Origin of the sequence: Clostridium estertheticum (assembly GCF_026650985.1) — a bacterium.
Classification (GTDB): Bacteria; Bacillota; Clostridia; order Clostridiales; family Clostridiaceae; genus Clostridium_AD; species Clostridium_AD estertheticum_C.
Map to the genome: position 1 here is coordinate 4892320 of NZ_CP086239.1, position 17335 is coordinate 4909654.

Consider the following 17335-nt stretch of genomic DNA (forward strand, 5'->3'; position numbering starts at 1 on the left):
AGTTAGAGGGGGATTCAAGAATGAAAATTACAGAGTTTTGCGTGAAAAAGCCAATTGCTGTTATTATGGTGGTTTTGTTAATAGTGGTACTCGGAGTGTCTGCATATTTAAAACTTGGCGCAGATTTACTTCCTTCAATGAATACGCCTGTAATAACCATATCAACTGTATACGGTGGTGCTGGTACAGAAGAAATAGAAAATGATATAGTTAAACCGGTAGAGGATGCAGTTTCAGGTATAAGTGGTATTGATAAACTGAATTCAGGATCTTCAGAAGGATACGGTTCTACCACAATTACGTTTAAAATGGGAGTTGATATGAACACTGCATTTTTGGATGTTCAACAAGCTTTAGGAAAAGTAGTACTCCCTACAGATGCTCAAAAACCAGTAATAAGTAAGTTAGATGGAAATGCTGCTCCTATTATGATGTTTTCTGTCTCAAGCACGCTTCCTTATAGTAAATTATATGACAGTGCAGATGTAATAAAAAAATCATTAGAGAAAGTTGAGGGTGTTGGTACTGTAACATTAGAGGGTGCTTATAATAAAGAATTAATTGTTAATGTGGACAAAGTACTTTTAGATAAGTATGGAATAGCAATTAATACCATAACTTCTAAACTTAAAAGTGAAAACTCAAATATACCAGCAGGTTTATTTAAGCAAGGAGATTCTAATCAAAGTATAAGAGTACTTGCTCAATTTAAAGATATAAAAGATGCACAAAATATCCAAATTCCAATGGCAAATGGTGGAACCATAAGACTTGGTGAAATTGCAGATGTAAAGCTAGATTATCCAGATAAAACGGAACTCGTAAGATTAAATGGAAAGGGTTCTATAGGTATATTTGTTCAAAAACAAAGTGACGCAAATATAGTTAAAACTGCTAATGCTGTAAAAAAACAGTTAGAGGTCTTAAAAGAGAGTCTTCCAAAGCAAACAACATTAGAGATAACAACGGATTCATCAAGTTTTATAAATTCCTCACTTAAGGAGGTTAAATCTGGTCTTGTTGAGGGTATTATTACAACAATTTTAGTTATGTTCCTTTTCCTTAGAAGCACAAAGTCTTCTTTGATAATATTTATTGCAATACCAACATCTCTTATTGGAACCATATTAATGATGTCTCTTTTTGGTTTTACACTTAATATGTTGTCACTACTAGCTTTATCCCTCTGCATAGGTATTCTTGTAGATGACTCTGTAGTGGTACTTGAAAATATTCAAAGACACATAAATTTAGGGACACCTCTTAGGCAAGCAGTTTTAGATGGGCGAAATGAAATAAGTATGGCGGCTATATCCATAACCTTATGCGATGTAGTTGTATTTGGCCCAATATCTTTTATGTCAGGGATGATGGGTCAACTTTTTAAACAGTTTGGACTTACAGTAGTTTTTGCTGCTTTGATTTCCCTACTTGTTTCTTTTACCCTTACACCTATGCTTGCTTCAAAATTATTAAAGGAAAAAGAAAACAATTCAGAAGTTGAGCTTAGGGATAAAAAAATCAACAAAGAAGGAATAGTTTATAAGATAAAAGGAATAGTTGATAATATAACTGATAAATTCTATTCCTTTTATAAGAAATATCTTATATTTGCTCTAAATCACAGATGGCAGGTAGTAAGTGTTGTGTTATTGCTATTGGTGTGTAGTATTGCATTAATTCCTCTTAAATTTATTAAAACTGAATTTGCAACTGCAACGGATCAAAGTGCCTTTAAAATTAATATAAAACTTAGAGCAGACAGTGATGTTAAACTTACTAATGATAAAGTTAAAGAGATTGAACAGCATTTAAAGACAATAAAAGAAGTTAATAATTACTTTACTGTTGTTGGTAATGGAAATAATGAAGCTTCTGCACAAATTAATGTTAATCTAGTGGGAAAAGGGTCAAGGAAAAAAGGTCAAGCCCAGATTGCTTCAGAGACACGTGAATGGAGTAAAAGGCTTACAGGAATAGATATATCTGTAGATGAAACTAGTGCAATGGGTTCTCCAGGTAAGCCTATTGCAATAAATATAACGGGTGCTGATAAGGAAGTCTTAAAGCAATTAAGCATTAAAGTACAGAATGCAATACAGGAAGTCCCAGGAATAATAGATGTAAGTAACAATATTCAAGCGAATCAGAATCAAATCGCTGTTGAAATTGATCGGATTGCCACCGCAAAATATGGAATTGCACCTTCTGAGATAGCAAAAGCTCTTAGTGCTACGACGGTGAAAGGAGTAGATGGTGGTGTATTTAGGGAAAATGGTGATGAATATGATGTGGTTGTAAAGCTTGCTAAGGATCAAATAGTCACAATGGCGGATTTATCCACAATAAAAGTGGCCAATTCAGCTGGCTTACAATTTTCTCTTGATCAACTAGCAAAGATCTATATGTCAGATAGTCCACAACAAACATTAAGATTAAACCGTAAGGAAATGGGCACCATTTCAGCTAATATTCAAGGAAGACCTCTTGGTAGTATTACACCAGAGGTTGAGAAGAAAGTAAGCGAGATTACGATGCCAAACAATTATGAACTAGATTATGGCGGTGATCAAAAGCAGATGAGCGATTCCTTTGTTTCGTTAATACTAGCTATGGCTCTATCCGTTATGCTTGTATATATGATATTAGTTGTTTTATATGAATCTTTTTTAACGCCTTTACTAAGGATGCTTTCATTACCTTGTGGATTAATTGGGGCATTAATAGGGCTAGCTATTACAGGAAATGCTTTAAATATTGTTTCAATTATTGGATTAATAATGCTTGATGGTCTATCAGCTAAAAGTGGAACATTATTAATAGATTACACAATGACTCTTATGAAAACAGGCATGCCTTTAAGAGAAGCACTATTAGAATCTGGAGTTACAAGATTAAGGCCAATACTCATGACTACTGCAACTATGATAGTTGGAATGTTACCCTCAGCACTCGCTACTGCTGAAGGTAGCGAATTTAGGGTAGGTATGGCTGTTGCACTTATAGGAGGAATGATTACATCTACACTTATTTCACCAGTAATTATTCCCGTAGTATATACATTAATGGATGATCTTAATGAAAAGTTCTTTTCCAAAAAGAAAAAAAGATCTAATAAAAAAGATGAAGGGGTTACATTATGATGAAGCTTAAAGGGATTAAAGGATTTTTATTAATAAGTATTACCTTGAGTATAACTTTAATAGGAGTGGGGTGTGCAAGTAAAAGTGTAACTACGAGTGATAATTCAAAGAGTGTTAAGGCGACTCCCGTTAGCATATCTTCAATAACAACAACTACAAAATATGGAAGCGAATTAACAGCTTCAAGTGAAACGGTGGTTACCTCTAAAATAGCTGGGAGAGTTGATGGTGTAAATGCAAATGTTGGCCAGAGCGTAAAAAAAGGAGATATTTTATTCACCTTAGATAAATTGGAGCTTACAGCGCAATATAATGGAGCGAAAGCAGCCCTTGACACTGCTAATGCAACTCTTGTTAAAAGCAGTGATTCAGGATACGCACAGCAATTGATATCGGCAAATTCAGCAGCTGATATTGCACGATCCGCATATAATGATGCGAAAAATAATTATAATACAATTCATCAGCAATATAATATAGGAGACTCTGCGAAAAGCGAACTTGATTCCGCAAAATCAAAGATGGATAGTGCATCGCTTCAGGTTAGCACCGCGAGTGACTCTTTATCACTATTAAAATCAAAAACAGGACCACAAACTGATGCTGCGGCTGCAGGTCAGGTTCAGCAAGCTAAGGCGTCACTTGATCTAGCACAAATACAAATTAATAATGCTACTATTACATCACCTATAAATGGAGTTATATCTGAGAGAAATGTTGAAGTTGGCGAAGTGGTAGCAAGTTCAGTTAGTGTTTTTACAATAATTGATACAAGTAGCCTAAGAGCTGAGGTAAATATGACAGACAAAGATGTTATAAAGGTAAAAGTAAATCAGAAAATACCTGTACAAATATCATCTATGAATAATAAAATTGTAGAAGGCATAGTAGACACAATAAGTCCTTCTGCAGATGCTAAAACACAATTATATACAGTAAAGCTTAAAATAGAGAATACTTCTAATTTATTAAAACCAGGAATGATATTAAGAGTTGAGTTTCCAAGTGTTGCAAAAGCAGATATACCTGTAGTGCCAAACGGAGCAATATTTACAGAAAATAGTGTGCAATATGTATATATAGTTGAGGCTAATAAACTAAAAAAGAAACAAGTAGTCGTGGGGATATCAAATACGGAACAAACTGAGATTGTCAGTGGTATAAAACTTGGTGATCAAGTAATAACTGAGGGTCAAAGCTTTTTAAATGATGGCCAGAAGGTGAAGATTCTTAGTAAATAAAAAAGGATGGTGTAAAAATGAAAATAAAAAAATTGTTTTTGGGTATTGTATTAATGTGTTCGATGTTAATAAATGTTATAGTTCCTAATCTTGCTTTTGCAACTACGTTAGATTACAAAACATCTGTTGCAAAGATGAAGCAGCTTGGAATAATAGATAGTACAGTTACGAATGTTAACAAAAAAATGACTAATGGGGAATTAATAAAGGCGATGGCTATAGCTGATGGGTTAGGGGATAGCGCATCGAGTCTTCGTGGTAAAACAATATTTCCAGATGTAGCTAGTGGTAGTGTCCTTAGTGGGTACGTTAATGCTGTTGTTGGAGAGGGACTTTTATATGGCACAAATGATGGTTATTTCCATCCATCAAGTAGTGCTACTTATCAAGATATTTGTGTTAATATGGTACGCCTTTTAGGGTATTCAAAATCGGATTTAACAGGAAGTTTCCCTATTAATTATATAAAAAAAGCATCTGATTTAGAGCTGACAGATAAACTTAATTTAAGAACTACTGATACGATTTCTATTAATGCTGCAGCTGTAATGTTTGATAGACTACTTAGTACGCAGGTAAAGGGTAGTACTACTAAAGAGAATTTTTCTCAGGCGAGTAATTTATATACAGATTGTATTATACAAGATGATTCGGATTCTTATGATAATCTAGCAGATAATGAAATATTAACAGATAAAGGTATTATGACAATTTCGGCCATTAATAAAAAGAAGATTCAGGTCGGACCAACATTTAGGGTCAGAATAGAGGACGGACAAATTACAAAGGTTTATGGTGAGCTTAGAGCAACTGTAAGCGTTACTGTAAACACAATACTCGGTAATGTTGTTTATTATGATAAAAATGGCGCCCAGACGAGCATGACTCTGCCATCTGGTATTAGTTATTATTATCATGGTCAAAAACAAGATTATGCTAATCTTAATAGTATATTAGTACCTGATATGTCTATAATAATTGATAATAGTGATAAGGTTTTAAATGGCTACGCTGTTATAACGGACCCTATATACAGTAAACCAGAGCTTGGTCGAGATTTTAATACAAAGTCAGATACACTAGGAGGTATAAATTTCGATCTTGATACTAAGATAATGAAGAATGGCAAGGTTATAACAAAAGAAGAAATTGGGGATAGGGATGTAGTATATAGCGTCACTGATATAAATGGTAATAATAGATATATACTTGTCACTTCAAATTATATAGAGGGAAATATTACAGAGTTTATTACGAGTGGTGATGCAACAAATGCTATTGAAGTAGATAAAAAGAGCTACACTTATAGTAAGGATATGGATATTAGTAATCTTTCTTCTTTTAAAACAGGAGATTTGGTATCTGTAATGCTAGGGCATGATGGCAAGGTAGTTGGTATAAAAAGCATAGAACAGAAAATTGGTAGTATGGGGGAATATTTAATACTTGGAAATCTTAAGACTTCAGACAAGTTAGCTGATAATCAAGTTATTACGGATAAAGGGACTTTAACCGTAAAGGATGGACTAACTCCTCTAGAAATTGGTGTTAAATACCAATTATATGTTAGTGATACTATGATTACTAAAATTGATAGAAAAGAAAATTCCACAGAAAAATATTCTGTAACTAGTGTAGCAAGCCCGTTAATAGCTTACACGGATGATTCAGGCACAGCTAAAACTATGACACTTCCAAAAGCGTCTTTATATTATTATCATGGAGTGTCTGTGGATTATGAAGTTGCAGCCAAAGCTGTGAGAGCTTATTCTTCAATTATTTTAACAAAGAAAAGCGATAATGTAGGATATGATTATGCTGTTATAGTTGATGCGAATTTTGGTGAACCACAGGTCTATAAAGCTGATAACGTTAAACTTATAAATCAGTTTAAGAATACAAAGTATAATTATATTTATAGAAATGCAAATATACAAGAAACTGATTTAAATGCTTATGACGTAGTTTATTTTGTATCAGATATATGGAATAAAAACACCTTCGTTTATGTATATGATAAAGTTAAAATCGGAACAATTAAAGCAGTTACACCAGATATACTTAATCCGACAGGAGTAACTATTGATAGTGTAAACTATACATTTAGTAAGCATTTCAATAAAGCGAGACTTAACAATTATGATGGTAGTATAGACAGTTTTTTAACCGAGGTTAAAGTAGATGAATTTAAAACATTAGTTTTGGGTATTGATGGTACTATAGTTGATATTCATTAAAATCTTAAGAAGGAAACCTTTTAAAGAAGGGTTTCCTTCTTTGTTTATATATTAAATTTGACACTTGCTAATAAATACTGCAAGTTCAGTTCTACTGTTAAGTTCAAGTTTCTCAAGTATTTTTGTGACATAATTTTTTACGGTACCCAGTCTTAAAAAGAGAATCTCACAAATATATTTGTTATTTTTACCTTGGGCAATCAGCTTTGCAACATCTATCTCTCTTGGCGTAAGTATATCTAATTTATATTTTTGATTATAAACTTTACGAGAAGAGTGATTTTCACTAGTTAATGAATTAAAAGCTGTAACTATTTTTAGGGCTACCCCTGGATCAAGGAACATAGTACCGTCATAAGCTGTTTTTATTGCTTTTATTATATAGTCTGAACCGGCATCCTTTAATATGTAACCATCCGCCCCATTTTTTATTGCTTTAAATATATACTCATCTTCACTAAAGGTTGTAAGGATTATTACCTTTACATCTGCATATTTTTCTTTAATGATTTTAGTAGCTTCAACACCGTCCATTATTGGCATTCTAACATCCATAAGAATTACATCTGGAAGCACCTTATTTAAAAGAATAAGCAACTGTCTACCATTTTCAGCCTCTCCAAGTATGTTAATGCCCTCGTCCAAGCTTAATATCATCTTTATTCCTTCTCTTACTATTTTCTGATCATCAGCTAATATAACATTTATCATATTTTACAGTTCCCCCATTTTAATTTAGAAATTATAATGTTTTATATAATTCCTTTCCTTTAACACACTAAAGTAATATACATTCTCTTTTATATTTCCTCCATTGGTATTGGAATACATATATCTATGCTAAAGCCTAGGTTATTACTACTAGAGTAATTCACAAATCCATTAAGTAACCTTACTCTATCATCAATCCCATTTAATCCATTTGATTTTATAATTTTATCACATCTAATTCCATTATTTTTTATAATAAGATTTATATTTTCATTTTTATTAAAGATTTTTATATTAATTTCTGATGATTTTCCATGTTTTATGCTATTAGTTATAGCCTCCTGAATAGTTTTATAAATGGAACTTTTTATAATAGGACTTAAGTTATCTAGGTTTTTATCTGCATTAAAATTAATATTTATATCAGTAATTAGATGAAAATTATTAATGAGTTTCCTAATGGAACCATAGAAATCCACTATTTCACGTTCTTCTTTCAGCAAATCAACAATTTCTCTAAGGCTACTAATACTAGATTTTGCAATGTCTTCACACTTAACTATTATCTCTTTTACTTTTTCAGGTTTTGTTTCACATATCTTTTTTGCAAATTCCAGATGCATAGCTAGAGCCATTAGATAATGGCCTAATGAATCATGAAGTTCTTGGGATACCCGTGCTCTCTCTTTAGCAGTTGTTAACTCTTCCACTTCCAAGTTATATTGTTTAAGTTTTATATTTGCAAGTTGTAGTTTTTTATTTAGCTTATCTACTTCATGTTTCTCTATTTGAAGTTTTTTTACAAAATGAGCTATGCTAATTACAGCAACATAAAATAATATGGTACGACATAATATGGTAAGTTTGTCCCAATTGGCAGGGAGGCCTATTTCAGAAAATGACACTATATAAAGTGAAAATGAATGTACTATAAATAGAAACCTTTTCTTCATTCCTTTTAACTCGTAGATCTCTATTAAAGGCAATAATATATAAACAATAATTCCAGAGTCAGAGCCACTTATAAAAAATTTTATTACAGTTGCGCCGCAAATAGTGAAAAGTAATGAAAAACACATGTGCCTGGAATTTATAGCTAACTTGGTACTTCTTATATAATCATTTACAAGTAGTATAAACATAAGAATGAATAAGGCTAACATAGAAGAGGTGTTATTATTATGAAAACGATATATAGCAATAAATATCGACAATGATAAAACATATTTTGAGATTAGTAGGTACTTTTTAAACACATTCATTTTGATAACCTCGCTTTATATTAAACGTTTATTTATATAAAATGTCTATTTATATTATATCATTGTCAATATATCAATGGATACATTACTTAAGTAACTATAATTATTTACGATAATATATTAAAATACTATTAGTATTAAACAATTTTGGAAGAATAATGGTATTTAGGTATTTTATTTATAAGATTTAAGGAGGATTCAAGAATGAAAATTACAGAACTTTGTGTTAAAAAGCCTCTTGCCGTTCTTATGGTAGTATTGCTCACGGTAGGACTAGGAGTAATGGGATATTCAAGTCTCGGTGCAGATTTAATGCCGGCAGTTGATGTTCCTGTAATAACAATAACAACTACATACCCAGGTGCTGGTACAGCGGAAATAGAAACTGATGTAGTTAAACCAGTAGAGGATGCAGTTTCAGGTATAAGTGGTATTGATACTATAAGTTCAGGATCTTCTGAAGGATATGGTTATACTACCATTATGTTCAAAATGGGAAATGATATGAATACCGCATTTTTAGATGTTCAACAGGCATTGGGCGATATATCAAACAAACTTCCTACAGATGCAACAAAACCTGTAATAAAAAAGCTAGATATTAATGCAACACCTATAATGATGCTTTCTGTTTCAAGTTCACTACCATACAGTAAATTGTATGACAGTGCAGATAAAATACAAAAGTCACTCGAGAAAACTGATGGTGTTGGTAATGTATCTCTCGAGGGTGCTGTTAAAAAACAATTAATTATTAAAGTAAATAAAACGCTTTTAGAACAGTATGGTATAGCTGTTAATACCATAACTTCTAAACTTCAAAGCGATAACCTAAATATACCAGCAGGTCAATTTAAGCAAGAAGATTCTAATCAAACAATAAAAGTACTTGGTCAATTTGAAAACATAAAAGATGTACAAAACCTTCAAATTCCGATGACAAACGGTGGATCTATAAAACTTAGCGAAATTGCAGATGTAAAACTAGATTATCCAGATGCAACTGAACTCGTAAGGTTAAATGGAAAAAATTCTATAGGCATATTTGTTCAAAAACAAAGTGACTCTAATATAGTTATAACTGCTAAAGCTGTACAAAAACAGCTAGATGTTTTGAAAAAAACTCTTCCAGCTGGAATAAAAGTAGCGATAACATCCGATTCATCAACCTTTATAAATTCCTCACTTAAAGAGGTTAAATACGGTCTTATTGAGGGTATAATTTCAACAATTTTAGTAATGTTTCTTTTCCTTAGAAGCATAAAAGCTTCGTCAATAATACTTGTTGCTATACCAACATCTCTTATTGCAACATTTTTCATGATGTATGTTTTCCACTTTACACTTAATATGTTATCACTACTTGCGTTATCCTTATCCATTGGTATTCTTGTAGATGACTCCATAGTAGTGCTTGAAAATATTCAAAGGCACTTGGCCATGGGAAAAACAGTTTTTAGATCAGTTGTAGATGGACGAGAAGAGATAGCAATGGCGGCTATTTCTATAACCTTATGCGACATAGTTGTATTTGGACCAATAGCGTTTATGTCAGGTATGATCGGGCAGTTTTTTAAACAGTTTGGACTTACAGTAGTTTTTGCTGCTTTATTTTCCTTAATTGTTTCATTTACAGTTACCCCAATGCTTGCTTCAAAATTATTAAAGGAAAAGAAGAATGATGACGATAATAAGAATATGAAGCTCAAGAAAAAAGGATTTTTTGATAAATTTATTATTTTTTATAAAAAATTTCTTTTGTTTTCGCTGGATCATAGATGGAAGATGGTAGCCTTAGTAAGCTCATTATTGATAATTAGCGTGGCATTAATTCCACTTAAACTAATTAATACTGAACTTACACCTAAAACAGATCAGAGTCAATTTACAATTAATATGTCATTATCACCAAGTAGTGACGTTAAACTTACAGATGTAAAAGTTAAAGAAGTAGAAGCTCATTTAAAGAGCCTAAAAGAAGTTGACAATTACTTTACTATTGTTGGCATTAATAATAAAGAGTCTTCTGCGCAAATTAATGTTAATTTATATCCTAAAAAACAAAGAGAAAAAAGTCAAGACCAGATTTCGTCTGAGATGCGCGCATGGAGTAAAACACTTACTGGAGTTGATATATCTATAGGTGAAGCAAGTTCTTCTGGTAGTAGCAAGCCTATCGCAATAAGTATAACTGGACCTAATTTAGATGTATTAAAACAATTAGGCAGTGAGGTTCAGAGCTCAGTACAAGCAGTCTCTGGAACTACAGATGTAAGCAACAGTAATCAAGCAAATGAGAGCCAAATCGCTGTTAAAATCGACAAAATTGCTGCAGCGCAATATGGAATAAAGCCAAGTGACATATCAAGTGCTCTTAAAGCCACTACGGAGCAAGGAGTGTCTGGTGGAGTATTTAGGGAAAATAATGACGAGTATGATGTTATTGTAAAACTTGATAAGGGTCAAATTGTTACAAAATCAGATATATCCACAATAAAAGTAGCTAATTCAAGTGGACAGCAAGTTCCAATTGATTTGCTAGCAAAGGTTTATATGTCAGACAGTCCACAACAGATATTAAGAAAGAACCGTGACGAAATGGTTACCATTTATGCTAATAATCAGGGAAGACCTCTTGGTAGTGTTACTACGGATATCAAAGAAAAAATAAATAAAATTACAATCCCAGATGGATACGAGCTATCTTATGGTGGGGATCAAAAGAGTATGGCAGATTCCTTTACTTCACTTATTGAAGCAATTGTTGCATCAATTATACTCGTATATATGATCTTAGTTGTTTTATATGAATCATTCTTAACTCCAGCTTTAAGAATGTTATCACTACCTTGTGGATTAATTGGGGCACTTATAGCACTCGCCATTACAGGAAATAGTTTAAATATTATGTCAATGATTGGATTAATAATGCTTGATGGTCTGGCCGCCAAAAATGGAACGCTATTAATAGATTATACGCTTACTCTTATGAAGACAGGTTTGCCTCTTCGCGAGGCATTAGTAGAGGCTGGACTTACAAGACTAAGACCAATACTCATGACTACCATAACTATGGTAGTTGGGATGTTACCATCAGCACTTGCTACTGCTGAAGGTAGTGAATATAGAGTAGGAATGTCAGTTGCAATAATAGGAGGAATGATTACATCCACGATTTTGTCACCAATAATAATTCCAGTGGTATACACGTTGATTGATGATATGAAAGGGTTCTTTGATAAAAAGAAAAGAAAATCTGATAAAATAGATAAAGGAGTTACATTATGATGAAGCTTAAAGGGATTAAAAGATTTTTATTAATAAGTTTAACATTGAGTATAACTTTAATAGGAGTGGGTTGTGGAAATAAAGAGGTAAGTGTTACTTCAAATGACATTTCAAAAAATGTTAAAGCGACTCCAGTTAGTATATCTTCAATAACAACAACTACAAAATATGGAAGCAAGTTAGCAACTTCTAGTCAAACTGTTGTTACATCTAAAATAGCTGGCAAAGTTGATGCTGTAAATATGGATGTTGGTCAGAGCGTAAAAAAAGGTGATGTTTTATTTACTCTTGATAAACTGGAACTTACGGCGCAATATAATGTAGCAAAAGCGGCCCTGGATACTGCTAATGCAAATCTTGATAAAACCAGTGGTTCAGGTTACGAGCAGCAATTAATATCTGCAAATTCAACATTAGATATTGCGAAAACAACATATAATGATGCGAAAAATAATTACAATACAATTCATCAGCAATATAATATAGGAGACTCTGCGAAAAGCGAACTTGACGCTGCAAAATCAAAGATGGATAGTGCATCGCTTCAAGTTAGCGCCGCGAGTGACTCTTTAGCACTATTAAAATCAAAAACAGGACCACAAACGGATGCGGCAGCTGCAGGTCAAGTTCAGCAAGCTAAGGCATCACTTGATTTAGCACAAATACAAATCGATAATGCTTCTATTATATCCCCTATAAATGGAGTTATATCTGAGCGAAATGTTGAAGTCGGCGAAGTAGTCTCAAGTGCAGTTAGTGCATTTACTATAATTGATGCAAGTAGCCTTCGCTCTGAAGTATCTATGACAGATAAAGATGTTATAAAGGTAAAAGTAAATCAGAAAATACCTGTACAAATATCATCTATGAATAATAAAATTGTACAAGGTATAGTGGACACCATAAGTCCTTCTGCAGATGCTAAAACACAACTGTATACAGTAAAGGTTAAGATAGAGAATGCTTCTAATTTATTAAAACCAGGGATGATAGTAAGAGTTGAGTTTCCAGATGTAGTAAAAACAGATATACCAGTTGTACCAAATGGAGCAATATTTACAGAAAATAGTGTGCAATACGTATATATAGTGGATGCTACTAGATTAAAAAAGAAACAAGTAGTTGTGGGAATAGCAAATACTACGCAAACTGAGATTGTCAGTGGTATAAAACTTGGTGATCAAGTGGTAACTGAAGGGCAGAGTTTCTTAAATGAAGGCCAGAAAGTAAAAATTGTAAAATAGATGAATTTTACTACAACTGCAATTCACTGCGCTGAGAAATTCTAAACTAATTTTACTTAAAGGCGCTAAAAAATAATAAATAAAAAGGATGGTAGAAAAATGAAAATAAAAAAATCGTTATTAGGTATTGTATTGATGTTTTCGATGTTAATAAATGTTATAGTTCCTAATTTTGCTTTTGCAACTACTTTAGATTACAATACTTCTGTTGCGAAGATGAAGCAGCTTGGAATTATAGATAGTACAGTTACGAATGTTAATAAGAAGATGACGAATGGTGAATTAATAAAGGCGATGGCTGTAGCTGATGGGTTAGGGGATAGCGCAGCGAGTCTTCGCGGTAAAACAATATTTCCAGATGTAGCTAGTGGTAGTGTCCTTAGTGGGTACGTTAATGCTGTTGTTGGAGAGGGACTTTTATATGGCACAAATGATGGTTATTTCCATCCATCAAGTAGTGCTACTTATCAAGATATTTGTGTTAATATGGTACGCCTTTTAGGGTATTCAAAATCGGATTTAACAGGAAGTTTCCCTATTAATTATATAAAAAAAGCATCTGATTTAGAGCTGACAGATAAACTTAATTTAAGAACTACTGATACGATTTCTATTAATGCTGCAGCTGTAATGTTTGATAGACTACTTAGTACGCAGGTAAAGGGTAGTACTACTAAAGAGAATTTTTCTCAGGCGAGTAATTTATATACAGATTGTATTATACAAGATGATTCGGATTCTTATGATAATCTAGCAGATAATGAAATACTAACAGATAAAGGTGTTATGACTATTTCATCTGCTAATAAGGAAAAACTCCAGGTTGGACCAACATTTAGGGTCAGAATAGAGGACGGACAAATTATAAAGGTCTATGGTGAGCTTAGAGCAACGGTAAGCGTTACTATAAATACAGTACTCGGTAATGTTGTTTATTACGATAAAAATGGCACCCAGACGAGTATGACGCTACCATCTGGTATTAGTTATTATTATCATGGTGTAAAGCAAGATTATGCAAAACTTAATAGTATATTAGTACCTGATATGTCTATAATAATTGACAATAGTGATAAGGTTTTAAATGGCTATGCTGTTATAACGGACCCTATATACAGCAAACCGGAGCTTGGTCGAGATTTTAATACAAAGTCAGATACGCTAGGAGATATAACTTTCGATCCTGATACTAAGATAATGAAGAATGGCAAGGTTATAACAAAAGAAGAAATTGGGGATAGGGATGTAGTATACAGCGTTACTGATATAAATGGTAATAATAGATATATACTTGTCACTTCAAATTATATAGAGGGAAATATTACGGAGTTTATTACGAGCAGTGATGTAACAAATGCTATTGAAGTAGATAAAAAGAGCTACACTTATAGTAAGGATATGGATATTAGTAATCTTTCTTCTTTTAAAACAGGAGATTTGGTATCTGTAATGCTAGGACATGACGGCAAGGTAGTTGGTATAAAAAGTATAGAACAGAAAATTGGTAGTATGGGAGAATATTTAATACTTGGAAATCCTAAGACATCGGACAAATTAAATGATAATCAAGTTATTACTGATAAAGGGACTTTAACCGTAAAGGATGGACTAACTCCTCTAGAAATTGGTGTTAAATACCAATTGTATGTTAGTGACACTACGATTACTAAAATTGATAGAAAAGAAAATTCTACAGAAAAATATTCTGTAACTAGTGTAGCAAGCCCGTTAATAGCTTATACGGATGATGCTGGCACAGCTAAAACTATGACACTTCCAAAAGCTTCTTTATATTATTATCATGGAGTGTCTGTGGATTATGAAGTTGCAGCCAAAGCTGTGAGAGCTTATTCTTCAATTATTTTAACAAAGAAAAGCGATAATGTAGGATATGATTATGCTGTTATAGTTGATGCAAATTTTGGTGAACCTCAGGTCTATAAAGCTGATAACGTTAAACTTATAAATCAGTTTAAGAATATAAAGTATAATTATATTTATAGAAATGCAAATATACAAGAAACTGATTTAAATGCTTATGATGTAGTTTATTTTGTATCAGATATATGGAATAAAAACACCTTCGTTTATGTATATGATAAAGTTAAAGTTGGAACAATTAAAGCCGTTACACCAGATATACTTAATCCAACAGGAGTAACTATTGATAACGTAAACTATACATTTAGTAAGTATTTCAATAAAGCTAGACTTAACAATTATGATGGTAGTATAGACAGTTTTTTAACTGAGGTTAAAGTAGATGAATTTAAAACATTAGTTTTGGGTATTGATGGTACTATAGTTGATATTCATTAAATATTAATAAAAGTGTAATATAGAATAAGGTAGGATTGCTTTAAATAGCAATTCTACCTTATTTATTCATATTATTACTTATTAGTTCAAAAAATAAAAAATATTGACATTTTTCTCGGCGCATAAGATAATGAAATCGAGAGTCATAATAAAGGAGATGGTATAGGTGTTTAATTCCCTTAGAAAGAAGGTAACAGCAGGTTTTATGTCAGTAGCAATTATAAGTATGGTAACTATGTTTGCTTTAATATCTGTAAATATGGGTAGCATGCTCAATGAGCAGATCAAATCAGATAGTAAAATAATTATAGGACAAGCAAATATGAGTTTATTAAAAGCAAATTATGAGAGCACTTATATTCAATCTTATATGGAGGAAATATGTAAGGCACAACCTAGCATTACAAATTTTCAGTATATAGATTTAACTGGGAAAATAACGGAAAATAGCGACAAAAGCCAAATAGGGAAAGCAGGGGATTCCAAAGTATTAGAGGCACTTAAGGATGGGAATACTAAGGATTATATAAATAAAGAATATAAAGGAATTACTACGATTGTTCCAGCATTAAAGGATGGTAAAATTATTGGGGTTTCATCAATTACAATTAATACTCAAGATTTATCATATATTGCTCTTAATATTATAAAGAAAATAGGATTATTATTTGTTATAAGTCTAATTCTAATATTAATATTCGCATACTTTTTTTCTTCTAAAATTACAAAACCTATTAAAGAGGTAGTTTCTGCACTTGAAACAATTTCAGAGGGTGATTTTACTCCTACTTTGAAAGTTGAATCTAAGGATGAAGTTGGTACACTCGCTAAAGCTATGAATAAAACTTTAGAAATACTTAGAGAGATGATTGGCAGTATAAAAAATACCACCAGCGATTTAAATGGTGTTTCTCAGACTCTTTCGGCTTCTAGTGAAGAAGTTGCATCATCTAGCATGGAAATTACAAGGGCTGTAGGAGAAGTTGCTGACGGTGCTACAAAACAAAGCCAAAATCTTATTGAATCCGTTACACTCCTTGAAGAATTTACAAAAACATTTGATACTATAAATGAAAATGCTCAAATGGTTTCAGTTGGAAGTGTTAAAATTAAAGGTGCTGCGGATGTTGGATCATTAAGAATAGGAGAACTTGTAACCTCTGTGGAAGGTATAAGGCAAGAGTTTAAATATGTTACAGAAAAACTTATATTATTAAATGGTAGTGTAGAAAAGATTACTGCTATTACAGAGGTTATAAATAATGTTGCAGGGCAAACTAATCTGCTCGCACTTAATGCTTCCATAGAAGCTGCTAGGGCTGGCGAATCAGGAAAAGGGTTTGCGGTAGTTGCAGATGAGATAAGAAAACTTGCAGAACAAGTTTCATCTTCATCAAATGGAATTATGGAACTTGTAAGCACAGTTACTAAGGATACTAAGGAAGTCTCAAGTAAAGCTGACCTCGTAACTAATAAAATTGAAGAGCAGGTTGTTACAGTGGAGAGTACAGTTGCTTCATTTAAGGATATATTGGATGAGGTTAAGCTTATAACTCCTCAAATTCAAAATGTAAATCATGCATTAGAATCCTCAGTTAAGTCTAAAAACTATGTGGTGGAAAAAGTAGAATCAGTAGCAAGTGTTTCAGAAGAAGTAGCAGCCTCCGCTGAGGAAATTTCAGCTACAACGCAGCAGCAGACAGCATTTTCAGAGGAGATGACCGCAACAGCAGAAACTCTTGCAGGTATGGCACAAAGTTTATCTGAAAGTGTAGAAAAATTTAAAATATAAAAGATAGGGCCGTTACTATAAATCAGGAGGCACTATAATAAAAGGTAAATGGCCCGAAATGGAACTAAACTCTGTTTTGGGCCATTTTGTTTTTTGCT

Annotated in this window: 9 protein-coding genes; 7 read left to right on the forward strand and 2 right to left on the reverse strand. The window is 32.6% G+C overall.

All coding sequences use genetic code 11. From position 1 onward, the window contains the following. Positions 1-20: 20 nt before the first annotated feature. Genes LL038_RS23400 through LL038_RS23410 form a run of 3 tightly spaced genes read left to right on the forward strand, consistent with a single transcriptional unit; the run spans position 21 to position 6621 of the window. Positions 21-3143: an efflux RND transporter permease subunit gene (locus LL038_RS23400; protein WP_216127904.1), complete on the forward strand. Its 3123-nt coding sequence runs from the start codon at positions 21-23 to the stop codon at positions 3141-3143. Continuing rightward, positions 3140-4384 carry an efflux RND transporter periplasmic adaptor subunit gene (locus LL038_RS23405; protein ID WP_216127906.1) on the forward strand — a complete coding sequence of 415 codons (1245 nt, stop codon included), beginning with the start codon at positions 3140-3142 and terminating at the stop codon, positions 4382-4384. The genes LL038_RS23400 and LL038_RS23405 overlap by 4 nt, the downstream gene beginning before the upstream one ends. Positions 4385-4401: 17 nt before the next feature. Beyond that, positions 4402-6621: an S-layer homology domain-containing protein gene (locus tag LL038_RS23410; RefSeq protein ID WP_268055945.1), complete on the forward strand. Its 2220-nt coding sequence runs from the start codon at positions 4402-4404 to the stop codon at positions 6619-6621. 51 nt (positions 6622-6672) lie between these two features. On the opposite strand, the gene LL038_RS23415 is transcribed toward LL038_RS23410, so the two are convergent. Beyond that, positions 6673-7332: a response regulator transcription factor gene (locus LL038_RS23415; protein WP_216128058.1), complete on the reverse strand. Its 660-nt coding sequence runs from the start codon at positions 7330-7332 to the stop codon at positions 6673-6675. 89 nt (positions 7333-7421) lie between these two features. Beyond that, a complete protein-coding gene (locus LL038_RS23420; RefSeq protein ID WP_268055946.1) occupies positions 7422-8285 on the reverse strand; it encodes a sensor histidine kinase in 864 nt (287 codons plus the stop codon). A gap of 513 nt (positions 8286-8798) precedes the next feature. Here LL038_RS23420 and LL038_RS23425 point away from each other — a divergent pair. The 4 genes from LL038_RS23425 (at position 8799) to LL038_RS23440 (ending at position 17237) form a co-directional block, all read left to right on the forward strand. Beyond that, positions 8799-11882 (forward strand): efflux RND transporter permease subunit, encoded by a 3084-nt coding sequence (locus tag LL038_RS23425; RefSeq protein ID WP_216128054.1) that lies wholly within the window; start codon positions 8799-8801, stop codon positions 11880-11882. Then, positions 11879-13126, forward strand: a complete 1248-nt coding sequence (locus LL038_RS23430; RefSeq protein WP_216128052.1) for an efflux RND transporter periplasmic adaptor subunit — start codon at positions 11879-11881, stop codon at positions 13124-13126. Before LL038_RS23425 ends, LL038_RS23430 begins: the two co-directional genes overlap by 4 nt. Before the next feature lie 99 nt (positions 13127-13225). Then, positions 13226-15445 (forward strand): S-layer homology domain-containing protein, encoded by a 2220-nt coding sequence (locus LL038_RS23435; protein ID WP_268055947.1) that lies wholly within the window; start codon positions 13226-13228, stop codon positions 15443-15445. 166 nt (positions 15446-15611) lie between these two features. After that, on the forward strand, positions 15612-17237 hold the full coding sequence (locus LL038_RS23440; RefSeq protein WP_216122802.1) for a methyl-accepting chemotaxis protein: 1626 nt from the start codon (positions 15612-15614) through the stop codon (positions 17235-17237). Positions 17238-17335: the final 98 nt, after the last annotated feature.